This is a genomic window from Streptomyces sp. NPDC059398, from assembly GCF_042751845.1.
Taxonomy (GTDB): domain Bacteria; phylum Actinomycetota; class Actinomycetes; order Streptomycetales; family Streptomycetaceae; genus Streptomyces.
Genome location: NZ_JBHYWP010000064.1, coordinates 1 through 20747 on the forward strand (window position 1 = coordinate 1; position 20747 = coordinate 20747).

21 protein-coding genes, 1 tRNA gene and 1 riboswitch are annotated in these 20747 nt (G+C 70.4%); of the genes, 10 read left to right on the forward strand and 12 right to left on the reverse strand.

Features of this window, described 5'->3' with window-relative positions; all coding sequences use genetic code 11:
* Positions 1-303: 303 nt before the first annotated feature.
* Entirely contained in the window at positions 304-1056 is a 753-nt protein-coding gene (locus tag ACFXBC_RS21890) for an MBL fold metallo-hydrolase (RefSeq protein WP_385026817.1), read from the forward strand.
* Between the two features lie 143 nt (positions 1057-1199).
* On the opposite strand, the gene ACFXBC_RS21895 is transcribed toward ACFXBC_RS21890, so the two are convergent.
* The gene (locus ACFXBC_RS21895; RefSeq protein ID WP_385026820.1) at positions 1200-2462 is read right to left on the reverse strand and encodes a PTS transporter subunit EIIC; all 1263 of its coding nucleotides are present in this window, start codon (positions 2460-2462) and stop codon (positions 1200-1202) included.
* A gap of 150 nt (positions 2463-2612) precedes the next feature.
* On the opposite strand from ACFXBC_RS21895, the gene ACFXBC_RS21900 reads away from it, so the two are divergent.
* The 3 genes from ACFXBC_RS21900 (at position 2613) to rdgB (ending at position 4464) form a co-directional block, all read left to right on the forward strand.
* Complete coding sequence (locus ACFXBC_RS21900; RefSeq protein ID WP_385026823.1) at positions 2613-2909, forward strand: glucose PTS transporter subunit EIIB; 297 nt, start codon at positions 2613-2615, stop codon at positions 2907-2909.
* A 144-nt stretch (positions 2910-3053) separates the two neighbouring features.
* Positions 3054-3779 carry a ribonuclease PH gene (gene rph, locus ACFXBC_RS21905; protein ID WP_385026826.1) on the forward strand — a complete coding sequence of 242 codons (726 nt, stop codon included), beginning with the start codon at positions 3054-3056 and terminating at the stop codon, positions 3777-3779.
* Between the two features lie 82 nt (positions 3780-3861).
* A complete protein-coding gene (gene rdgB / locus ACFXBC_RS21910) occupies positions 3862-4464 on the forward strand; it encodes an RdgB/HAM1 family non-canonical purine NTP pyrophosphatase (RefSeq protein WP_385026829.1) in 603 nt (200 codons plus the stop codon).
* A gap of 44 nt (positions 4465-4508) precedes the next feature.
* Here rdgB and ACFXBC_RS21915 read toward each other — a convergent pair.
* The 5 genes from ACFXBC_RS21915 to bcp all read right to left on the reverse strand — a co-directional run bounded on the left by ACFXBC_RS21915 (position 4509) and on the right by bcp (position 8340).
* Positions 4509-4581: transfer RNA gene (locus tag ACFXBC_RS21915), tRNA-Leu, on the reverse strand.
* 14 nt (positions 4582-4595) lie between these two features.
* Complete coding sequence (locus ACFXBC_RS21920) at positions 4596-5441, reverse strand: HNH endonuclease (protein ID WP_385026832.1); 846 nt, start codon at positions 5439-5441, stop codon at positions 4596-4598.
* Complete coding sequence (locus tag ACFXBC_RS21925; RefSeq protein WP_385026835.1) at positions 5438-6067, reverse strand: HNH endonuclease; 630 nt, start codon at positions 6065-6067, stop codon at positions 5438-5440. The genes ACFXBC_RS21920 and ACFXBC_RS21925 overlap by 4 nt, the downstream gene beginning before the upstream one ends.
* A gap of 149 nt (positions 6068-6216) precedes the next feature.
* A complete protein-coding gene (gene proP / locus ACFXBC_RS21930; RefSeq protein WP_385026839.1) occupies positions 6217-7713 on the reverse strand; it encodes a glycine betaine/L-proline transporter ProP in 1497 nt (498 codons plus the stop codon).
* A gap of 159 nt (positions 7714-7872) precedes the next feature.
* On the reverse strand, positions 7873-8340 hold the full coding sequence (gene bcp, locus ACFXBC_RS21935; protein ID WP_385026842.1) for a thioredoxin-dependent thiol peroxidase: 468 nt from the start codon (positions 8338-8340) through the stop codon (positions 7873-7875).
* 138 nt (positions 8341-8478) lie between these two features.
* Between bcp and ACFXBC_RS21940 the strand changes: the two genes are divergently transcribed.
* The 3 genes from ACFXBC_RS21940 to ACFXBC_RS21950 all read left to right on the forward strand — a co-directional run bounded on the left by ACFXBC_RS21940 (position 8479) and on the right by ACFXBC_RS21950 (position 9745).
* Positions 8479-8835 (forward strand): DUF3618 domain-containing protein, encoded by a 357-nt coding sequence (locus ACFXBC_RS21940; protein ID WP_385026845.1) that lies wholly within the window; start codon positions 8479-8481, stop codon positions 8833-8835.
* Between the two features lie 95 nt (positions 8836-8930).
* A complete protein-coding gene (locus tag ACFXBC_RS21945) occupies positions 8931-9266 on the forward strand; it encodes a GroES family chaperonin (protein WP_385026848.1) in 336 nt (111 codons plus the stop codon).
* Positions 9267-9324: 58 nt separating this feature from the next.
* A riboswitch (guanidine-III (ykkC-III) riboswitch) is annotated at positions 9325-9395 on the forward strand.
* A gap of 29 nt (positions 9396-9424) precedes the next feature.
* Positions 9425-9745 carry a multidrug efflux SMR transporter gene (locus ACFXBC_RS21950; protein WP_266856623.1) on the forward strand — a complete coding sequence of 107 codons (321 nt, stop codon included), beginning with the start codon at positions 9425-9427 and terminating at the stop codon, positions 9743-9745.
* 34 nt (positions 9746-9779) lie between these two features.
* On the opposite strand, the gene ACFXBC_RS21955 is transcribed toward ACFXBC_RS21950, so the two are convergent.
* Together ACFXBC_RS21955 and ACFXBC_RS21960 are read right to left on the reverse strand one after the other, a co-directional pair.
* Positions 9780-11000 (reverse strand): GDSL-type esterase/lipase family protein, encoded by a 1221-nt coding sequence (locus ACFXBC_RS21955; RefSeq protein ID WP_385026852.1) that lies wholly within the window; start codon positions 10998-11000, stop codon positions 9780-9782.
* Positions 11001-11207: 207 nt separating this feature from the next.
* Positions 11208-13571 (reverse strand): transglycosylase domain-containing protein, encoded by a 2364-nt coding sequence (locus ACFXBC_RS21960; RefSeq protein WP_385026855.1) that lies wholly within the window; start codon positions 13569-13571, stop codon positions 11208-11210.
* Between the two features lie 213 nt (positions 13572-13784).
* Between ACFXBC_RS21960 and ACFXBC_RS21965 the strand changes: the two genes are divergently transcribed.
* Complete coding sequence (locus ACFXBC_RS21965) at positions 13785-14585, forward strand: ABC transporter permease (RefSeq protein ID WP_385026858.1); 801 nt, start codon at positions 13785-13787, stop codon at positions 14583-14585.
* Complete coding sequence (locus ACFXBC_RS21970) at positions 14578-15381, forward strand: ABC transporter permease (RefSeq protein ID WP_385026861.1); 804 nt, start codon at positions 14578-14580, stop codon at positions 15379-15381. Before ACFXBC_RS21965 ends, ACFXBC_RS21970 begins: the two co-directional genes overlap by 8 nt.
* An 83-nt stretch (positions 15382-15464) precedes the next feature.
* Here the strand turns inward: ACFXBC_RS21970 and ACFXBC_RS21975 are convergent, their stop codons facing one another.
* From ACFXBC_RS21975 to ACFXBC_RS21990, 4 genes are all read right to left on the reverse strand, one after another.
* Positions 15465-16541, reverse strand: a complete 1077-nt coding sequence (locus tag ACFXBC_RS21975; protein WP_385026864.1) for an aldo/keto reductase — start codon at positions 16539-16541, stop codon at positions 15465-15467.
* Between the two features lie 191 nt (positions 16542-16732).
* Positions 16733-17335 carry a nitroreductase family protein gene (locus ACFXBC_RS21980; RefSeq protein ID WP_385026867.1) on the reverse strand — a complete coding sequence of 201 codons (603 nt, stop codon included), beginning with the start codon at positions 17333-17335 and terminating at the stop codon, positions 16733-16735.
* 58 nt (positions 17336-17393) lie between these two features.
* Positions 17394-18515, reverse strand: a complete 1122-nt coding sequence (locus ACFXBC_RS21985; RefSeq protein WP_385026870.1) for an epoxide hydrolase family protein — start codon at positions 18513-18515, stop codon at positions 17394-17396.
* Positions 18516-18540: 25 nt separating this feature from the next.
* On the reverse strand, positions 18541-19989 hold the full coding sequence (locus ACFXBC_RS21990; protein WP_385026873.1) for an MFS transporter: 1449 nt from the start codon (positions 19987-19989) through the stop codon (positions 18541-18543).
* Positions 19990-20065: 76 nt separating this feature from the next.
* On the opposite strand from ACFXBC_RS21990, the gene ACFXBC_RS21995 reads away from it, so the two are divergent.
* Positions 20066-20662 (forward strand): CGNR zinc finger domain-containing protein, encoded by a 597-nt coding sequence (locus tag ACFXBC_RS21995; protein WP_385026876.1) that lies wholly within the window; start codon positions 20066-20068, stop codon positions 20660-20662.
* The last annotated feature ends 85 nt before the right edge of the window (positions 20663-20747 follow it).

A 20747-nucleotide genomic window follows, 5' to 3' on the forward strand; every position in this document is an offset into this window, starting at 1 on the left:
CCCCGCGCACGCCCGTCGACGACCGACGCGACCAGGGCGATCACCACGACGGCCAGCAGCGCCAGCACCCACCTCGTATCCATACCGAGGACCGTACCGGTGGCCACGGACACCCGGCGCCCCACCGTCGGCGGGGCCGCAGAGCCGCACCGCCCACCCGAACCGGTGACAGCGCAGGTGAGTTCCCCCACAACGCCGTCCTGTGGAGGAGCGGCCACCGCTCCGGCGCCTTAGGCTCGACGGACCGCTTCGGCGTCCTGCCGGGCGCGCGGGGCCCGGCCCGTCCACGGAGGTTCCCACTCCATGAAGCTCACCGTCGTCGGCTGCTCGGGGTCGTTCCCATCCGCGGAATCGGCCTGTTCGAGCTACCTCGTAGAGGCCGACGGCTTCAGGCTGCTCCTCGACATGGGCAACGGCGCCCTCGGCGAGCTGCAGCACTACTGCGGTCTCTACGACCTGGACGCCGTCTTCCTCAGCCATCTCCACTCGGACCACTGCATCGACATGTGCGCGTATTTCGTCGCGCGCTACTACCGCCACGACGGCGGACGCTGCCCCGCGATCCCCGTGTACGCGCCCGAGGGTGCGGCGGAACGGCTCACCACGGCGTACGCGGACACCCCGTCCTCCACGTCGATGAGCGAGGTCTTCGACTTCCGCACCCTGAAGTCCGCCTCGTTCGACATCGGCCCGTTCGCGGTGCGTACGGAGAAGGTCTGCCACCCGGTCGAGGCGTACGCCATCCGGATCGAGCACGGCGGCAGCACACTCACGTACTCCGGGGACACGGGCGTCTGCGACCCGCTGCACGAACTCGCCGTGGGCGCCGACCTGTTCCTCTGCGAAGCGTCCTTCACCCACGGCAAGGAGGATGTCGCCGACCTCCACCTCAACGGCCGCGAGGCCGGAGCACACGCGGCGCGTGCCGGGGTGCGGCACATGGTGCTGACCCACATCCCGCCGTGGACGGACGCCAAACGCAATCTGGCCGACGCGCAGGCGGTGTTCGACGGCCCGGTGGAGCTGGCCAGGCCCGGCGCGGTGTACGAGATCTGACCCCGTACCCGGGATCTGACCCCGGGTACGGGATCTGACCCCGGGTACGGGATCCGATCCCGTGTACGGGATCTGGACCCCGCGGCACTCTCATCGCGGGCCCGGCAACCGCTGCGGTTCCCGGGCCCGCCGACTGTGCTCCCTCATGCCTTGGTGACGTCCTCGACGTCCTCTTCCGGCTCGCGCCCCGGTGTCATCACATTGAACTTGGTGATCACGAACCGGAAGACCACGTAGTACACCACCGCGAAGCAGAGCCCGATCGGGATGATCAGCCAGGGCTTCGTATCGAGGTGCCAGTTGATGACGTAGTCGATCAGACCGGCCGAGAAACTGAACCCCGCATGGACCCCCAGGGCCCAGGTGATCCCCATCGAAGCACCAGTCAGCAGCGCGTGCAGCCCGTACAGCAGCGGCGCGGCGAACATGAAGGAGAACTCCAGCGGCTCGGTCACCCCGGTCACGAACGACGTCAGCGCCACCGAGATCATCAGGCCCGTGACCTGCTTGCGCCGCTCCGGCCGTGCGCAGTGGGCGATGGCCAGGGCCGCGGCGGGCAGACCGAACATCATGATCGGGAAGAAGCCGGACGTGAACTGCCCCGCACTCGGGTCGCCCGCGAAGAACCGTGTGATGTCGCCCTGTACCCCGGTCCCGTCCGACTTGGTGTACGTACCGGCCTGGAACCAGAAGAAGGTGTTCAGGAACTGGTGCATACCGATCGGGATGAGGAGCCGGTTGGCCACACCGAAGATCGCCGCGCCCCAGGCGCCCAGGCCGATCAGATGCTTCGAGAACCAGGTCAGCGCATCGCCCACCGGCTGCCAGACGAGCCCGAACACCACGCCGAGGATGACGCCGAGGAAAGCCATCAGGATCGGGACGAGACGGCGGCCGTTGAAGAAGCCCAGCCAGTCGACCAGCCGGGTGCGGTGGAAGCGCTGCCAGACGATCGCGGTCAGCAGCCCGATCAGGATCCCGCCGAGTACACCCGGATTCTGCGGAGTGCCCTGGGGCATCGCCTTCGTCACCGACCCACCGATCGGGTAGGCGCCCAGGACGCCGTGGTACACGAGGAATCCGACGACCGCGGCCAGCGCCGTCGAACCGTCCGCCTTCTTCGCGAAACCGATCGCGACCCCGATGCAGAAGAGCAGCGGCAGACCGAACGCCCCGTCAAGGATCGCGTTGCCGCCCGCGAGGAAGACCTTGGCCGTCCTGTCCCAGAACGCGCCGTGCAGATAGGCGGTGAAGAGATTGCCGAGGCTGACGAGCAGACCCGCGGCGGGCAGGACGGCGACGGGCAGCTGCAGACTGCGGCCGACCTTCTGAAGACCCTGGAAGAGGCCGTTCCACCACTTCTTCGCCGGCGGGGTCTGTGGCACCGCCGCGCTGCTGGTGCTCATTCGGCGTCCTCCTGCGTCGGCCTGTTGGCGGCCGCCGTATATGGCTCCAGGCCACCCACGGCGCGGTCCGATGCCTTGCCCCCGGCGCCGCACCAGTGATCGCCATCTTCCGAGGCGGCACGGTTTCCCGCCCGTATAAGGCGCCCAATCGTGCGTTACCGTGACGAAACGGACCGGAGAGCCGGGCCGCCAGGAGACACTCAGGAGTCAGAGATGGCCACTAAGGCTGAGAAGATCGTCGCGGGGCTCGGCGGCCTCGACAACATCGAAGAGGTCGAAGGCTGCATCACCCGGCTGCGCACCGAGGTCAAGGACGCCTCGCTCGTGGACGACGCGGCGCTCAAGGCCGCGGGCGCGCACGGCGTCGTCAAGATGGGCACCGCGATCCAGGTCGTCATCGGCACCGACGCGGACCCCATCGCCGCGGACATCGAGGACATGATGTGACCGGCTGACTCGCGGGCACCCGCGAGTGCGGCGGATCAGCGGCGGGGCCGGCTCCGGGCGCGGCAGTGGCCGCGGCGGTGGCCGCCCCGCCTCCCGCCACCGGCCCCGGGCGCCCGCCCCCGCTCCGGCCGATAGGCTCGGCCCATGTCTCGTATCGACGGCCGCACCCCCGAAGAACTCCGCCCGGTCACCATTGAGCGCGCCTGGAGCAAGCACGCCGAGGGCTCCGTCCTCATCTCCTTCGGTGACACCAAAGTCTTCTGCACCGCCTCCTTCACCGAAGGCGTACCGCGCTGGCGCAAGGGCAGCGGCGAGGGCTGGGTCACCGCCGAGTACTCGATGCTCCCGCGCTCCACCAACACCCGAGGCGACCGGGAATCCGTCCGCGGCAGGATCGGCGGCCGTACCCACGAGATCTCCCGCCTCATCGGCCGCTCGCTGCGCGCGGTCATCGACTACAAGGCGCTGGGCGAGAACACGGTCGTACTCGACTGCGACGTCCTCCAGGCCGACGGCGGCACCCGCACCGCCGCGATCACCGGCGCGTACGTCGCGCTCGCCGACGCGGTCACCTGGGCCCAGTCCAAGAAGCTCATCAGGCCGGGCCGCAAGCCCCTCACCGACACGGTCTCGGCGGTCAGCGTCGGCATCGTCGACGGAACACCGCTGCTCGACCTCCGCTACGAGGAGGACGTCCGCGCCGAGACCGACATGAACGTCGTCTGCACCGGGGACGGCCGCTTCGTCGAGGTCCAGGGCACCGCCGAGGCCGAGCCCTTCGACCGCAAGGAGCTCAACGCCCTGCTCGACCTGGCCACCGGCGGCTGCGCCGACCTCACCGCGCTCCAGGTCGAGGCACTCGGCAAGTAGCCGGTGCGCCTGCCGGACGGTGGTGCTCCGGGGGCGGAAGGGTGCGCGGTGAGCCGCCCGCCCGCCCCCTGATACTGGACACATGACCCGTCTGATCCTCGCCACCCGCAACGCCGGGAAAATCACCGAACTCGAAGCGATCCTCGCCGACGCGGGCCTGCCCCACGAACTGGTCGGCACGGACGCGTACCCCGAAGTCCCGGACGTCAAGGAGACCGGCGTCACCTTCGCCGAGAACGCTCTGCTGAAGGCCCACGCCATGGCGCAGGCGACCGGCCTGCCCGCCGTGGCCGACGACTCGGGCCTCTGCGTCGACGTACTGAACGGCGCCCCCGGCATCTTCTCGGCCCGCTGGTCAGGCACCCACGGCGACGACGAGGCCAACCTCCGCCTGCTGCTGGCCCAGCTCTCGGACATCGACGACCCGCACCGGGGCGCCCACTTCGCCTGCGCGGCGGCCCTGGCCCTCCCCGACGGCACGGAACGCGTGGTGGAGGGCACCCTCCCCGGCACCCTCCGCACCACCCCGGCGGGCAGCGGCGGCTTCGGCTACGACCCGATCCTCCAGCCGACGGGCTCCACCCGCACCTGCGCGGAACTCACGGCATCGGAGAAGAACGCGATCAGCCACCGCGGCCAGGCGTTCCGTGCGCTGGTACCGGTGGTGCGGGAGCTGCTGGGCTGACAGCAGAAGGCGTGGCCCCCTGTGGAGGCCACGCCTTCTGTCGGTGCGCCCGATCGGATTCGAACCGATATACACGACCACCTAAAGATCGTCGCTCACCGGGTGGCGTACGGGCGCAGACCTGAAGAACTCTACTTTGTTCCTCGGAGTGATGGGGAGCGGTTCGCGAACGTGACCGTCTGGCTGTGACACGACGGGCACAAGTACCTGAGGTTCTCCCGGCGGTCGTCCAGTCTGTCGCCGTTGATGTGATCGATCTCCAGCACCAGCAGCCGGCCCTGCCAGCTGTCACCCGTGCCGCAATCGGCGCAGATGTGCGGGACAGCCAGGTCGTCGAGTGCGCGCCGCAGTTTCACGGTCCTGGTCCGGGGTGAGCCGGGCGGCCGTTGGCGGAGGATGTCGTGGGCTGCTACCCGGCGGGGTGAGACCGTGCCACGGGCGTGTCCTTGACCGGTGAAGTGCCCGGTGGAGATCCCATGGGCGTCCAGGCTCCTACGGAGGCGCGCCCTGGCAGCGCCCGAGTCCCGCTCCCCGAGCGCTCTGAGCACGCCTGCATGGCTGAGGCAGCGGGCGACCACGGTGGCGAGCGGCTCGCGGGGAAGTACGGACGGACCGTGTCCGCGTCCGCGGCGGAAGTGCGAGGTGTCGATACCGAAGCGGTCGAGCTTGGTCCTGATGAGCCCGTAGGGGCTGTCGTCCGGCGGGTAGCCCAGGTACTCCATCATTTCCCGGATGCTGGACGAGTGGGCGGCCGCTTCTGCCAGCAACTCCCGCGAGTAGCTGCGTCTTTCACGGGCCGGGAGGGGCTCGTCGCCGAAGTGCGACGTGTCGATGCCGAGGTGCTCCAGCCTGAGGCGCAGACAGCGCAGAGGACGGGCTCCCATCGGGGCGCCCAGCCGGCGCATCAGGTCCACGAGGCTTGCGGAGTCGGCCGCCGTGCGGGTCAGCAGTTCCCGGGGGTACTTCGCCCTGCTCACGCCTTCGTCCCCCGCCTGCGTCCGCGGTAGGTGTCGGTGACCGTATGACAGTTGGGGCACATGAGCCGGAGGTTCCCGGGGGTGTTGTTCCACCAGTCGCCGTTGATGTGATCGACTTCGAGGCGGAGAGGCCGGCCGTTCCACTCCGGGCCGGTACCGCACATCGCGCAGCGCTCAGGGCACCCCGTCCGCAGCAGTTCGCGGCGCAGCCGTTCCCCGGGGACTCTGCCCTCGCCGGGGGACCGGACCGTCAGGATCCCGCCGCCTCGTGAGCGCTGAGGGCCACCGGACGGGCGCCGGGTGAAGTGTGAGGTGTCGATCCCGGACGCCTTGATACGGCGCCCGATGTGCGTGTGGTTCCCGCCGACCGGGTTGATCCCCAGCTGGCAGAGGACCTCCCGGATGCTTGTCGATGCCGCGACGGCCTCGCGGAGCCGCGCGTCGGTGTGACGCACCCACCGGTCGGGGAAGTGCGAGGTGTCCACCCCGGCCTCGGCCATCTTCCCGCGCAGATACCGTCTGCTGCCCGGCGTCGCGGTGCCCCCGCACCAGCGCACCGCGTCGTCCCAGTCGCTCGTCCGGCGAGCTGCTTCCGCCAGCAGCTCGCGGGTGTACCTCTTCGGCATGCGTGCCCCCTCCACCCCGGTCACACGTTCGTCACCTCGTACGGAGTAACGAACCACCGGCCCGGCCGTCACGTACGGGAAGCGGAACGGCCCGTACCGGGTGGGGTACGGGCCGTTCCGCGAGCCGGGGTGGCTTCGGGGGGTGGGGGTCAGAAGCGGGGTTCCGGGGCCTGGGACTCGACCATTTCGGCGGCCTCCTCCTTCGTCTCCACCGACGGGGGCGAGCCCTCCAGGGGCTGCTGGGCGGTCTCCTTCATGCAGAGGACCGCGATCACGCCCACCAGCGCCGCGCCCATCGCGTAGTACGCCGGCATCAGATTGGTGCCGGCCAGGCTGATCAGCGCGGTGATCACGAACGGGGTCGTACCGCCGAACAGGGACGTCGAGAGGTTGTAGCCGACCGACAGCGACCCGTACCTGACCTGGGTCGGGAACAGCGCCGGGAGCGCCGCCGACATCGTGCCCAGCATGCACACCAGCGAGAGGCCGAGCATCGCCATGCCGATGATGATCGCCGGGACGGAGCCCTGGCGGATCAGGAGGAAGGCCGGGAGCGACAGGACGAGGAAGCCGAGCATGCCCGCCATCAGGAGCGGTTTCCGGCCGAAGCGGTCGCTCAGCTTGCCGACCTGGTTGATGACCAGCATCAGGGCGACCATGACGCCCAGCAGGACCAGTAGGCCGTGGGTGTCGCCGTAGTCGAGTTCGTCCGAGAGATAGGTCGGCATGTACGACAGCAGCATGTAGTCGGTGATGTTGTACGCACCGACCAGACAGATGCAGAGCACCAGCGCGCGCCAGTGGTCCCGGAAGATCGCCTTGAGGTCGCCCTTGGCGGTGGTCTCGACCGCGTCGGCCGCCTCGCCGGCGCCCACGTTCTCGCCGGTCAGCCGCTGGAAGGCGGGGGTCTCGTCCAGCTTGAGCCGCAGGTAGAGACCGACCAGGCCCAGCGGGCCCGCGACCAGGAACGGAATGCGCCAGCCCCAGCTGTCCATCCCGCCGGAGCCGACGACCGAGGTCATCAGCGTGACCAGGCCGGCCGCGCCCACGTATCCGGAGAGCGTGCCGAACTCCAGGAAGCTGCCGAAGTACCCGCGGCGCTTGTCCGGTGCGTACTCGGCTATGAAGGTCGAGGCGCCGCCGTACTCACCGCCGGTGGAGAAGCCCTGCACCAGGCGGAAGAAGATCAGCAGGACGGGGGACCAGAAGCCGACCGTCGCGTACGAGGGGAGCACGCCAATCGCGAAGGTCCCGATCGCCATCATGATCATGGTCATGGCGAGGACCTTCTTGCGGCCGATCTTGTCGCCCATCGGGCCGAAGACCATGCCGCCGACCGGCCGGATCAGGAAGGCGACGGCGAAAGTGGCGAACGAGGCGAGCAGCTGGACCGTGTCGCTTCCGCCGGGGAAGAACACGCGGCCGATCGTCGCCGCCAGATAGCTGTAGATGCCGAAGTCGAACCACTCCATGGCATTACCGAGGCTGGCCGCCTTCACCGCCCGCTTGATCGCGGCCTCGTCCGTCACCGTGATGTCGGTGCGGCGCAGCCGCGGGTTCTTCCGCCGGTCGATCGCGCGGAAGAGACCGCGGTGGCGTTTGACCGCCTCGGGGTCGGCGGCGGTCTGGTGGCCGGGGTCCGCCATGGTGGTCGTCCTCTCTGTGGGCATACAAAAACACGCAGGAGGCTCTTCTGCACAGCGATGGCGATCGCAAACCAGGGCTCCGGAGAAATGGGACCTTGGTCACGTATTTTCCGCGGATACCGGCCACTCTCGCAACTTCTCGGACCGCCCCGGAGTTCCTCAGAGGCCGAGGTCCTTGATGATTTTGGCTACGTGACCGGTGGCCTTGACGTTATAGAAAGCGCGTTCGACCTTGCCGTTCTCGTCGACGACGACCGTCGACCTGATGACGCCCGTCACCGTTTTGCCGTAGAGCTTCTTCTCCCCGAATGCGCCGTACGCGGCGAGTGTCTCCTTGGACGGATCGCCGACCAGCGTCACCTTCAGCGATTCCTGCTCGCGGAATTTCGCGAGCTTCTCCGGCTTGTCCGGCGAGACCCCGATGACGTCGTATCCGGCGTCGGCCAGAAACCCCAGATTGTCCGTGAAGTCGCAGGCCTGCTTGGTGCATCCAGGGGTGAGGGCCGCCGGGTAGAAGTACACGATGACCTTGCGGCCCCGGTGCGCGGCGAGTGAGATCTCGTTGCCGTCCGCGTCGGGCAGGGTGAAGGCGGGGGCGGTGTCGCCGGGCTGCAGTCGCTCGCTCATCAGGTTCTCCTCGGAGGGATCGGTCACCGTGAGGTACGGATGGGGCAGAGCGTAATAGGGGTGCCGCGGGGTGCGTTCCCGCTGGAGCTGACAGACTGTCGGGCAACGACTACCGGACACGACCACGGAGGCAGCGCAGTGTCGGATGCCACGGATGCCAGGACCCCGGCGCAGATCGAGGCGGACATCAAGACCCGGCGTGCGGATCTCGCGGACACGCTGGACGAGATCGGTGTGCGGCTGCACCCCAGCACGATCGTGGGAGATGCCAGGGCCAAGGTCACATCGGCCGTCGACCAGACGGCGGGGCGCGCGTACGTCGTGCTGAACCGCACGGCGAACGGCGTACGGGCGCAGTTCGTGACGGAGGACGGCGCACCGCGTCTGGAGCGCGTGATCCCGGTGGCGCTCCTCGCGGTGGGCCTGGTGGGCCTCTGGGCCGTCTCTGCCACATCTTCCACATCTGCCAAATCCGTCAAGCGGCGGCGGTGCTGACCCGGTACTGACCCGTTCGGCCCCGCAGCCGGCCGTGGTCCGTGGCGTGGACCCTTCGGTGAACGCCGCGCCCCGGGCCAGGTAGGTTCGAGCCCGTGAGCGAGAACACCCACGACGACAAGCTGCCCATCCGGATGCTGCACGACCGCGTGCTGGTCAGGTCCGACAGCCCGGAGGGCGAGCGGCGCTCCGGCGGCGGCATCCTGATCCCGGCCACCGCCGCCGTCGGCAAGCGGCTGGCCTGGGCCGAGGTGGTGGCGGTCGGGCAGAACGTACGGACCGTGGTGCCGGGCGACCGGGTGCTGTACGACCCCGAGGACCGGGCCGAGGTGGAGGTCCGGGGCGTGGCGTACGTCCTGATGCGGGAGCGCGACCTGCACGCGGTGGCTTCCGAACGGGTTTCCGAGGACTCCACCGGGCTCTATCTGTAGCCCTGCCCGGCTCCGGATCTGTAGCCGTGGCCCGGCTCCGTCCGCCGCGTCCCGCGCGGGTTTGCTACGGTGGAACGACCCCGACGAGACGCGCCGTACCGGGCAGATCGACCGCAAAGACGACGCACCCTGCTGATCCGTCTCGCGGAGGTGCCGTCATGGCCTGGATTCTGCTCGTCGTCGCCGGTCTGCTCGAAGTGGCCTGGTCGATCGGGATGAAGTACACCGAAGGTTTCACGAGGCTGTGGCCCAGCCTCTTCACCGGCGCGGGCATCGTCGCGTCCATGCTGTTGCTGTCGCAGGCGGCCAAGACCCTGCCCATCGGTACGGCGTACGGCGTCTGGGTGGGGATCGGCGCGGCCGGTGCGGCGGTGCTCGGCATGGTCGTACTGGGGGAGCCGGCCACCGCCGCCCGGATCTTCTTCGTCTGTCTGCTCCTTGTGGCGGTCGTCGGCCTGAAGGCGACGTCCGGACACTAGACACCAGGTCCTGCCCTGGGGACTTCCGTCCGCCTCAGGCGCTCCGGGCCGCGAACGGTCCGGTGGCGCCGAAGGCCAGTGCGGCGAAGCGCTCGCCCATCCGGCGGTGGGTCGCGGCGTCCGGGTGCAGTGCGTCGGGGAGCGGCAGTTCGGCGAAGTCCGCCTCGCCGTACAGCTCGTTGCCGTCGAGGTAGTGCAGCTGGGGGTCGTCCGCCGCCCGCTGCGCCACGATGCGGGCCAGCTCCGCCCGGATGACCTGGAGCGTCAGCTTCCCGGCGGCTCGCTCGGCCGGGTCGCCGGTGGCCCGGAACCGGACCGTCCCTCCGCCGAACTCCGGGGCGCAGGGTCCCGGCGTCTCCTCGTGGATGGGGCAGTGGATCGGTGAGACGACCAGCAGGGGTGTCGTGGGGTGCCCCTCGCGGATGGTGTCGAGGAAGCCGTGCACGGCCGGTCCGAAGGCACGCAGCCGCATCAGGTCGGCGTTGACGATGTTGATGCCGATCTTGACGCTGATGAGGTCGGCCGGGGTGTCCCGCAGGGCGCGGGCCGTGAACGGGTCGAGCAGGGCGCTCCCGCCGAGACCGATGTTGATGAGTTCCACGCCGCCGAGCGAGGCGGCCAGCGCAGGCCAAGTGGTCGCGGAACTCTCGGCGTTCGAGCCGTGGCTGATCGAACTCCCGTGGTGCAGCCACACCTTGCGGCCGCTGTCGGGGGCGGGCTCGACGGGGGCGTCGGTGCGCAGGGCGACGAGTTCGGTGACCTCGTTGTACGGCAGCCAGATCTCGATGTCCTTCTGTCCGGCCGGCAGCCCGGCGAACCGGACGGTTCCGACCGGTCCCGGGTGGGTCTCGGCGGAGCCGGTGGCCAGGTCCACCAGCCGGGTGTTGCCGCCGGTCACGCTCGCCCGCCCGGCCGGGCTGCCGTCGACGAACAGGTCGTACAGCCCGTCCGGCCGGGGCGGGGCCCCCTGGTAGGCCATCTTGGTGCGGAGCGTGTCCAGCTCGACGGTGGTGGCCCGGGTGCGGATGACCAGCCGTACGCCGGAGGGCTGGGCCTCCACCATGGCCAGCTGTCCGTCGGAGCACTGCGCGCGGGCGCGGGCGGGCAGCCGGTGCGGGAGGAGACCGTGCTCGGTGCGTTCCAGATCGAGGGCGCCTCGGAGGAGAGCGGCGGTGATCGGCGTGCTGAGCGGGGCGTCCGCCGGGGTGCTGGGCGGACTGCTGGGCGCGGCGGCGTCCTGGTGCGGGGAGTTCATGGGTTCAGCCTGTCGAGCGGCCCGCTGATCCGCATGCTTTTTTCGGCCACCTTTTTCGGCCGCTCTTCACGGCCACTTATTACGGGTGCCGGGCGCCGGGTGCCGGGAGCTGGGCGTCGGGCGCCGCGAGCCCCGAGCCGGGGGCCGAGGACCCCACTCCCGCCGAGCCCGCTCCCGTCGGCCCCCCCTCACCGCTCCCCCCCCCGGTCAGCCACCCGTCATACCGCCCCCGGTCCCGCCACCGGTGTCCCCACCGTCCCCACCGTCCCCACCGTCGTCTCCGCCATCCCCGCCGTCCCCGCCCGTGTCGGTGCCGCCGTCCGTACCGCCGCCGGTCGCGCCCGGGTTCTCGCTGCTGGGGGCTCCCGACGGCTCCGACGAGGTCGCGGAGGGCCCGGTGCTCGGTGGCGCGGACGACGGTCCGGTCGATGCCTTGCCCGACGAGGAGGGCGACGCCGTAGTCGACGGGGACGCCGAGCTGCTGTCCGGGCTGGGCAGCGGGTCCTGGTGTGCGCCCGACTGGAGGTCGAGGTGGAAGGGCGTCCGCGGGGTGCCCGCGAGTGCGGCCGCCGTGTACTGGCCCCAGATCTGGGCGGGCGCGCCCCCGCCGTTGACGCGGGCCAGGCCCATCGCCCCGTACAGCGGCTTGTGCACGCCGGTCTTCGGGTCCTGGCCCATCACCGAGATCACGGTGGAGAGATCGGGGGTGTACCCGGCGAACCAGGCCGCCTTGTCGTCCTCCGCGGTACCGGTCTTGCCGGCCGCCGGGCGTCCGGCGGACTTGGCCGCGGTGCCGGTGCCGCTCGCGACGACGCTTTTCAGGATCGACGTCGTGGTGTCCGCGGCCTGCCGGCTGACGCCCTGGACGGTGGGCCGCTTCGGCAGGGAGCGCTGATGGCCGTTCTTGGTGACCTTCCCGACGATGGTGTACGTCCCGTGCTTGCCGTGGCCCGCGAGTGTCGCGTACGCCTCGCTCATGTCGAGCACGCTGGCGGTCGCCGGGCCGAGCGCGATGGAGGGGTACGGGTTGAGGTCGGGGGTGTTCTTCGGGATGCCGAGATCGACGGCGGTCTGCTCGACCTTGGCCGGGCCGACGTCCTCGGCCATCTGCGCGTACACCGCGTTGACGGACTTGTCGGTGGCGGTGGAGACGGGGATGCGGCCGTACGACTTGCCGTCCTCGTTGCCCGGTGCGTAGCCGGTGGATCCCTTCGGGCCCTGCACCGTGCGGTGGTTGGTGCCGTCGTAGACGGTGCGCGGGGTGATCCTGTGTCCGTCCTGGGTGGTCGAGTGGTTCTCCACGGCGGAGGCGAACACGAACGGTTTGAAGGTGGAGCCGACCTGGTAGTCCCGCCGGGTGGCGTTGTTGACGTACTGCTTCGTGTAGTCGACGCCGCCGTACATCGCGACGACCTTGCCCGTGTCGGGTTCCACCGAGGCGCCGCCGACGCGGACGTTGCGGTCGGCGCTGTTGCCCTTGCTGAGCTTGCTGGTCACCTGGTCGTCCACCGCCTTGGCGAGCGCCCGCTGCTTGCTGCGCTGGAGGGTGGTGGTGATGCGGTAGCCGCCGGTGGCGAGGGTGTCCTCGTCGAGGATCCTGTTGCGGGCGAGGTCGTCCTTGACGGCCTGGACGAGATAGCCGCGCTGTCCGGAGAGACTGGACGAGGGCCTGGCCTTTCCGGGGACCGGGAACTTCTCCCTGGCGCGCGCCGCGGCGCTGAGCCATTTCTTCTTGACCATGCCGTCGAGCACGTAGTTCCAGCGGGACTCGGCCCGGCCCCTGTTCCCGGGGTGCGCCACGACGTCGTACGCGCTGGGGGCGTTGAGCAGGGACGCGAGGTAGGCGCCCTGGGCGATGTCGATGTCCTGGATGTTCTTGCCGTAGTACGCGCGGGCCGCGGCCTGGATGCCGTAGGCGTTGCGCCCGAAGTAACTGGTGTTCAGATAGCCCGCGAGGATGTCGTCCTTGCTCTCCTCGCGGTCGAGCTTGACCGAGATGAAGAACTCCTTGGCCTTGCGGCTGATGGTCTGTTCCTGGCCGAGGTAGTAGTTCTTGACGTACTGCTGGGTGATGGTCGAGCCGCCCTGGGTGCCCTTGCCGGTCGCGGTGTTCCAGGCCGCGCGGACCATGGCCTCGGGGTCGACGGCGCTCTCCGAGTAGAAGTCGCGGTCCTCGGCGGAGAGCACGGCGCGCTGGACGCCGATGGGGATCTGGGAGAGCGGTACGTTCTCGCGGTTGACCTCGCCGTCGCGGGCGATCTCGGTGCCGTCGGCGTAGAGGTAGACATTGCTCTGTGCGGTGGCCGCGGTGTTGGCGGCGGGGATCTCGACGAGGTTGTAGCCGGCGATGAACCCCCCGACGATCACGACGAGGAGCACCAGAACCGCGCCGAGCATGAACCGCCAGGTGGGGACCGCCCGGCGCCAGCCCTTGCGCCGGGGGCGCTTGCGCTTCCTGGCCGGCTTTTCGGCGGGGCCGGAGGCGGAACCACCGTGGCCTGCGGAATCTCCCGCGCCTGCCGGTTCTCCGGCGCCTGCGGGGTCTCCGGCGTCTGCGCGCTCGTCGCTCACTGTCTCTCCTGCGTCCGGCCCAAGGTGCCATACGAGGTATATGGGGCGAATTGTTAGGTATGCCCATAAAACACTGTTGAGTGGCCCGGTTCGGACTGCGCGGAATATTCGGTCGCGGCGCACGCTCCGCTGGACTAAGGTCGTGCGCTTTGGTGCCCGTGCCCTCCGGCGTCCGGGCGGGGTGGGACGACGACAGGCGAGGGGGTCCCAGAGATGCGGCTGTACGCGGTCGTGGCCGCGGGAGGATTCCGGCGCTTCGCGACCTACCGGGTGGCGACGGCCGCCGGGGTGTTCACCAACACCGTCTTCGGTTTCATCATGGCGTACACCTACATCGCGCTCTGGGACGAGCGCCCGCACCTCGGCGGATACGACCAGGCGCAGGCCCTCACCTATGTGTGGCTCGGCCAGGCGATGCTGACGACCATGGCGCTGCTGGGCGGCGGCCTGGAGGACGAGCTGATCGAGCGTATTCGCACCGGCGACATCGCGATCGACCTCTACCGCCCCGCCGACCTGCAACTCTGGTGGCTGGCGAGCGACTTGGGGCGTGCCGGGTTCCAGCTCATCGGACGCGGCGTGGCGCCCATGGCGTTGGGGGCGCTCGCCTTCCGTCTGGCGCTGCCTGCCGACCCCTTCGTATGGCTCGCGTTCCTGGTCTCGCTGCTCCTCGGCCTGGTCGTCAGCTTCGCGATCCGCTATCTCGTGGCGCTCTCCGCGTTCTGGCTGCTGGACGGGGCGGGCGTCGCGCAGATCGCGGGGATCGCCGGGATGTTCTTCTCCGGGATGCTGCTGCCGCTGAACCTCTTCCCCGGCCTGCTGGGCGAGGTGGCCAGGGCGCTGCCCTGGTCGGTGCTGCTCCAGGTGCCTGCCGACATCGTGCTGGGCCGGCGGACCGGCTGGCACCTGGTGACGGCGTACGCCTTCCAGCTCGGCTGGGCGGTGGCGCTGCTCGGCGCCGGGCGGCTGCTGCAGTCCGCCGCGACCCGGCGGGTGGTGGTGCAGGGTGGCTGAGGGGCTGCGCGCGTACTGGCTGATCGCGGGGATGTGGATCCGCTCGACGATGGCGTACCGGGCGTCGTTCCTGATGACGGCCCTGGGCAACTTCGCGGCGACCGGGCTCGACTTCGTCGCGATCCTGCTGATGTTCTCGCACGTCGACCGGCTCGGCGGCTACTCACTCGGCGAGATCGCCTTCCTGTACGGGACCGCCACGACCGCCTTCGGCCTCTCCGACCTGGTGATGGGCTCGATGGACCGGCTGGGCCGCCGGGTGCGCGACGGGACACTGGACACGCTCCTGGTGCGCCCCGTCCCGGTGCTCGCCCAGATCGCGGCGGACCGTTTCGCCCTGCGCCGGCTGGGCCGGATCACCCAGGGCCTGCTGATCCTCGGGTACGGGCTGGCGGTCGTCGATGTCCACTGGACGCCGCTGAAGGTCCTGATGGTGCCGGTGATGGTGGTCAGCGGCGGGGCGATCTTCTGCGCCGTGTTCGTGGTGGGGGCGGCGTTCCAGTTCTGGGCGCAGGACGCGTCGGAGGTGCAGAACTCCTTCACGTACGGAGGGGTGACGCTGCTTCAGTACCCGCCGACGGTCTTCGCGAAGGACCTGCTGCGCGGCGTCACCTTCGTGATCCCGCTGGCCTTCGTCAACTGGCTGCCCGTGCTGTACGTACTGGGGCGGCCCTACCCGCTGAACCTGCCGGAGTGGCCGGCGTTCCTGCCGCCCGTGGTGGCCGCGGGGTGCTGCGCCGTGGCGGGGGCGGCCTGGCGGGCGGGGCTGAGGTCGTACCGGAGCACGGGGAGCTAGGCCGTGTCGGCCCGGAGCACGGGGAGCCTTGCCGTGTCCGCGACGTCGCGTGCCGGTCACGGCTTTGCGGACACGGCCTGGGCTCACGCGTCCGGCGGCTCCGCTTCCGCCCCCGCGCGTTCGCCGACCGGCCGCCTCCGCAGTGCCGGATCGGTGAGGGCGGGCCGGGTCCAGGCGCCGTCCGGTGGATAGAGATCGGTCCCGGGCGGCACGATCGCGTCGATCCGGTCCAGCGTCCCGTCGTCCAGGACGAGCTGCGCCGCCTTGAGCGCCGACTCCAACTGCCCCTGCGTACGCGGCCCGATGATGACGGAGCTGACGGCCGGGTGCGCGAGCGGGAAGGCCAGGGCCAGTTCCGGCAGCGTACGGCCGAGGTCCCGCGCCACCTCGGTGAGCCGCTCCACCGCGTCGAGCTTCACGGCCGTCAGCGGGCGCTCCGGATCGAACCGGTCCGGGTTGAGCGCGGCCCGCCCCCGGCCCAGGTCCACCGGCTGCCCCTTGCGGTAGCGCCCGGTGAGGAAGCCGGAGGCGAGCGGCCCCCAGGTCAGCACGCCCATCCCGTACCGCCGTGCGGTCGGCAGCACCGCGGCCTCGGCCCCGCGCGCGAGCAGCGAGTACGGCGGCTGCTCGGTACGGAAGCGGTAGAGACCGCGCCGCTCGGACACCGCCTGCGCCTCGGCGATGTCCTCGGCCGGGAAGGTCGAGCAGCCGAAGGAGAGGATCTTCCCGGCCCGTACGAGATCGGTGAGGGCGGCCAGGGTCTCCTCGATATCGGTGTGCCGGTCGGGCCGGTGCACCTGGTAGAGATCGATACGGTCCGTGTCCAGCCGCCGCAGGCTGTCCTCGACGGCCCGCACGATCCAGCGCCGCGCATTGCCGCTCCGGCCCGGCCCGTTCCCCATGGGGAAGTGGAACTTACTGGCCAGCACCACCCCGTCCCGCCGCTCGCCGCCGCCCAGCGCCTTGCCGACGATGGTCTCGGACTCGCCGGCCGAGTACATGTCTGCGGTGTCGACGAAGTTGATCCCCCGGTCGAGCGCGGAGTGCACGATACGGACACACGCGTCGTGGTCCTTGTTCCCGACCGCCCCGAACATCATCGTCCCGAGGCAGTACGCACTCACCTCGACACCCGTCCCGCCCAGCACCCGATACCGCATGGCCGTACCCCCAACTCCGCTGTGTGCAACCCACCGTGGCCCGCCTCCCTGGTACGCGGAGTGCTCTCCGGGAACCGAACCGTACGAGCTGGACCCGGCTCCAGCTCAAGCCCCAAGCTGTACGCATGATGACGGACCACACGGTGGGCAGCTCCCCCCCCGGGGCCGGGCCACCGAGGGGACCGCCCCGCTCAGGCGTGCCGGCCCCAGTGCCCACGGTGGATGACCTCATCCGTGCGACGTCGGCGTTCTTCGACGCCGGCACCCTGCGGCGGCAGGTCGTCAGCGCGGTAGCCGACCGTGATCCCGCCGATGGGCGCGTACTCGTCAGGTATCCCGAACTCGGCGCGGAAGGGCTGGAGATGTTCGGGCATGATGCCGAAGAAGCACGCACCGAGGCCCTCGTCGACAGCGGTCAGCAGCATGAGCAGGGAGGCCATCCCGGTGTCGATGTACCAGTAAGGGGCGGGCCAGCGGGCCTCGGCACGATCCTCCCACCCCTTGTCGGGCTCCGCGTACCGTTCGAGATAGGCCGCCTTGTGCGCAAGAGGCACCACAACCAGGGGCGCATCCTGCATCGTCGGCGTGTTCTCGACCCGGGTGGGTACGAACGGCCAGAAGCGCGCACGGTCGGCGGGGTCGGTCAGCGCGAGGAACGCCCAGCCCTGGGAGAAGCCCGCTGAAGGGGACCGCAGGGCCGAGGCGAGGACCCGCTCGACCACCTCGGGGGCCAACTGCTTGTCGGAGTAGTGCCGGACCATGCGCCGCCGCCGGATCACCTCGGAGAATTCCATGGGAGCGGATCCTGCCACGAAGGCCCGGCCGATGTCCGTGCGAGCACGCCGTGGACGGTCAGCGGAAGAGGCGGAAGAAGCCGCGCACTTGCCCGACCAGCGACTCCGGCTGCTCCAGCGCGGCGAAATGGCCGCCACGCGGCATCTCCTCGAACCAGCGCAGGTCGGTGAAGCGGAGCTCGGCCTCGCGCCGTGACGGGCGGGTGATGTCACGCGGGTAGACGGACAGCCCCGACGGCGCCGTGACCTTGTCCCTGAAGCGGGCGAAGCTCTCCCAGTACAGCCGCGCCGATGACGTGGCCGATGCGGTGAACCAGTAGACGGAGATCTCGTCGAGAAGCTTCTGCCGGGACACCGCATCCTCGATCCGGCCGTCGTGGTCGGTCCACGCCCAGTACTTCTCGGCGATCCAGGCCGCCTGGCCCGCCGCGGAGTCGGTGAGGCTGTAGCCGAGCGTCTGCGGCCTGGTTGCCTGGATCGCCGAGTACCCCCGGCCGGTGCGGCGCATCTCCTGTTCGGCGTGCAGGTTCGCCCGCTCCGCGGGCGTCGGGTCGTCGAAGGTGCCGGCGGCGACGGATCCCAGGTTCAGGTGCACGGCGGCCACCCGCTCGGGTGCGACTTCGCCCAGCGCCCCGGAGACCGCGGAACCCCAGTCGCCGCCCTGCGCGCCGTACCGCTCGTAGCCGAGGGAGGCCATCAGCGTGTCCCAGGCGCGCGCGATGCGCATGACACCCCACCCGGTTGTGGGCGGCTTGTCGCTCCAGCCGTACCCGGGCAACGACGGCGCGACCACGTGAAACGCGTCCGCCGGGTCCCCGCCGTGCGCGCGCGGGTCGGTCAGCGGGCCGAGGACGTCCAGGAACTCAAGTACCGAACCGGGCCAGCCGTGCGTGAGTACCAGCGGGAAGGCGTTCGGCTCCGGCGAGAGGATGTGCAGATAGTGGATACCCAGCCCGTCGATCGTGTCGCGGTACTGGGGGAAGGTGTTCAGCCGTTCGGCGAACCCGAAGTCGTAGTCCTCGGCCCAGCTGCGGCACAACTCCTGTACGCAGGCCAGCGGGATGCCCTGGGACCAGTCCTTCACCGGCTCGGGCTCGGGCCAGCGCGTACGGCGCAGGCGGTCACGCAGATCTGCGATTTCGGCTTCGGTGACACTGGCCTCGAACGGCTCGGCGGCCATGACGGGGCTCCTTTCTGTCAAGGCGTCAACGGATCGGGGGTGGGTGCACCGTCGACTCCGGCTTCGGCGCAGGGCACCGCGTTCGGGACGACGGGCCGGCGCCCGGGCGCCGGAGGAGGCTGAGCACGGCGCCCGCCAGGGGAAGCGCCGCGAGTACGGCGAGGGAAACCGGTACCGGCACGATGCCGGACAGGCCCGCGACCGCGGCCGGACCGATCCCGCCCCCCAGGGCGTTCATGAAGTTGAGCAGGCCCTGTGCGGTGTCGCGGTCACGCGAGGCGACCAAGTCCGTTGCGACGCCCACCAGTACAGCCTGGGCCCCGGCGAAGCCGCACACGGTCAGCGCGGTACCGGCGATGACCGGCGCCGGCCCGGAGAACACCGCGACCACCAGCACGCCGACCAGAGTGATCCCCGCGAGCCCGGCCGATATCCGCCATCCGGCGAACCGGCCGGTCAGGACGCCGACCAACCGGCCGGACAGCACCGAACAGACGGCGGCCGGGGCGAGAAACAGACCGGCTTCGAGGGCTCCGCCTCCCGTGGCCCGCTCGATCAGGGACGGGGCGAGAAACAGAACGCCGTAGTAGCCGGCGAAGACCGCGCCGCCGATGAGGCCGAGCGCCGGGAAGCCGCGGACCGCGATCACCCTCCGAGGTACGAACCCGTCGGGCCTGCGTCGGACACACCACCTGAGGCCGGCAGCGGCCAGCACCCCGGCGGCGGCCACGACGCACGTGACCGGAGCGGGCAGGCCGACCGAGTGCGCCTGCAGCAACGTGATCACCGACCCGGCGAGTACCGAAAGGACGGCCGCGCCCAGGAAGTCGAATGGTTCGGCCCGGTCGTCCGGCCCGTCGGCACCGGTCCGCGTCAGCAAGCGCCTGCTCGGCATCGCGGCCAGCAGGAGAGGCAGCGCGAGCGCCGGGATCGCGAGCACGGCACGCCATCCCAGCCATGCGGTGACCGTTCCGCCCAGCAGCGTTCCGCAGCCCGATGCCGTCGCGCTGGCGGCGGCGACGATGCCCAGCGCGCGGGTCCGCTCCCGACCGGGCAGGGCAGTGGCCACGGCGAAAACGGCGACCACGGTCACGCCCGCACCTGCGCCACCGATGAGCCGACCGACGATCACGACGGCCAGAGTCGGCCCGGCCCCCGCGAGCGCGGAGCCCGCGACGAGCCCCGTGACGCCGGCGACGAGAAGGTGGAACGGGCCCCACCGCGACAGCAGTCGGCCCGCGACCGGCATGGCGAGCGCGGACGTGAGCGACCACGCGGCGAGGATCCAGGCCGTCGCCCCGAACGGCACCCCGAGCGCCCGGCCGACGGCGGGCAGAGCCACCGCGGGTGCCCCCAGAGCCACGTACATCGGCAGCACCAACATGCCCAGGACCAGTCCGAGTCGACGCCCGTCCGTGGGGCGTCCCGACCCTCCGCCGCCTGATCTCCCGAGCGTGACCGCCTGCGACACCATCCTCTCCTCACCGGATCGTGTGACACGTGAAGCGTATGATGAGTGTCACCGTATGAGTGAAGTGGAGACACGTCAAATGATTGACGCGTGTTACGACTCGTCGGCTGTCCAGACGGCCGTCGACCTGGCCAACACCCTGAAGCCGGTCAAGGGCGAGGACGCGCTCGGGACCGTGGCGCAACTCCGGGATTTCCTCGCCGGCCATCCCGGCATCGGACCGGCCGAGCGGGCGAGTACGGCCGGAACACCACGCCCTGATCCACGGTCACGGATCAACCGCACCGATCTGGCAGAGGTCCGAGCGGTGCGCGCGACGGTGCGTGCCGTGCTGGAACAAGCGGCCGCCGACCCAGCCGGAACCGCTGTCCTGATCAATGACGAGCTGCGTCGAAGCCGCGCCACCCTGGTTCTGCGCAACGACCACGACCGCTGGTGGACGGAGGCCGTCTCGGACACCGATCGCTGTTCCGCGCACCTCGCCACGACCACGCTCGGCGCGCTCGCCTCCGTGATCGCGGCGCTCGGGCCGGCCCGACTCGGCATGTGTGCCGGACAGGCATGCCGCGGCACCTTCGTGGACCTCTCACGCAACGGCTCGAAGCAGTTCTGCACCCGCACCTGCGCGCACCGGGCCAGCGTCGCGGCCTACCGGAGCCGACGCGGCCGGAGTTGAGTATCGACGCGCGGCTGAGTCGGGGGGGGGGGGGGGGGGGCCGCGACGACCCCACCCGCCGCCCCACCTGGTGGGGGGGGTGTGT

What these genes read in the sequence shown, in the direction of transcription:
- ACFXBC_RS21975 (WP_385026864.1), bottom strand. Translation starts at nt 16,541, where the DNA reads ATGCGGTATCGGGTGCTGGGCGGGACGGGTGTCGAGGTGAGTGCGTAC.
- ACFXBC_RS21985 (WP_385026870.1), bottom strand. Translation starts at nt 18,515, where the DNA reads ATGGCCGCCGAGCCGTTCGAGGCCAGTGTCACCGAAGCCGAAATCGCA.
- ACFXBC_RS21980 (WP_385026867.1), bottom strand. Translation starts at nt 17,335, where the DNA reads ATGGAATTCTCCGAGGTGATCCGGCGGCGGCGCATGGTCCGGCACTAC.
- ACFXBC_RS21895 (WP_385026820.1), bottom strand. Translation starts at nt 2,462, where the DNA reads ATGAGCACCAGCAGCGCGGCGGTGCCACAGACCCCGCCGGCGAAGAAG.
- ACFXBC_RS21955 (WP_385026852.1), bottom strand. Translation starts at nt 11,000, where the DNA reads ATGAACTCCCCGCACCAGGACGCCGCCGCGCCCAGCAGTCCGCCCAGC.
- rph (WP_385026826.1), top strand. Translation starts at nt 3,054, where the DNA reads ATGTCTCGTATCGACGGCCGCACCCCCGAAGAACTCCGCCCGGTCACC.
- ACFXBC_RS21965 (WP_385026858.1), top strand. Translation starts at nt 13,785, where the DNA reads ATGCGGCTGTACGCGGTCGTGGCCGCGGGAGGATTCCGGCGCTTCGCG.
- bcp (WP_385026842.1), bottom strand. Translation starts at nt 8,340, where the DNA reads ATGAGCGAGCGACTGCAGCCCGGCGACACCGCCCCCGCCTTCACCCTG.
- ACFXBC_RS21890 (WP_385026817.1), top strand. Translation starts at nt 304, where the DNA reads ATGAAGCTCACCGTCGTCGGCTGCTCGGGGTCGTTCCCATCCGCGGAA.
- rdgB (WP_385026829.1), top strand. Translation starts at nt 3,862, where the DNA reads ATGACCCGTCTGATCCTCGCCACCCGCAACGCCGGGAAAATCACCGAA.
- ACFXBC_RS21990 (WP_385026873.1), bottom strand. Translation starts at nt 19,989, where the DNA reads ATGGTGTCGCAGGCGGTCACGCTCGGGAGATCAGGCGGCGGAGGGTCG.
- ACFXBC_RS21950 (WP_266856623.1), top strand. Translation starts at nt 9,425, where the DNA reads ATGGCCTGGATTCTGCTCGTCGTCGCCGGTCTGCTCGAAGTGGCCTGG.
- proP (WP_385026839.1), bottom strand. Translation starts at nt 7,713, where the DNA reads ATGGCGGACCCCGGCCACCAGACCGCCGCCGACCCCGAGGCGGTCAAA.
- ACFXBC_RS21925 (WP_385026835.1), bottom strand. Translation starts at nt 6,067, where the DNA reads ATGCCGAAGAGGTACACCCGCGAGCTGCTGGCGGAAGCAGCTCGCCGG.
- ACFXBC_RS21995 (WP_385026876.1), top strand. Translation starts at nt 20,066, where the DNA reads ATGATTGACGCGTGTTACGACTCGTCGGCTGTCCAGACGGCCGTCGAC.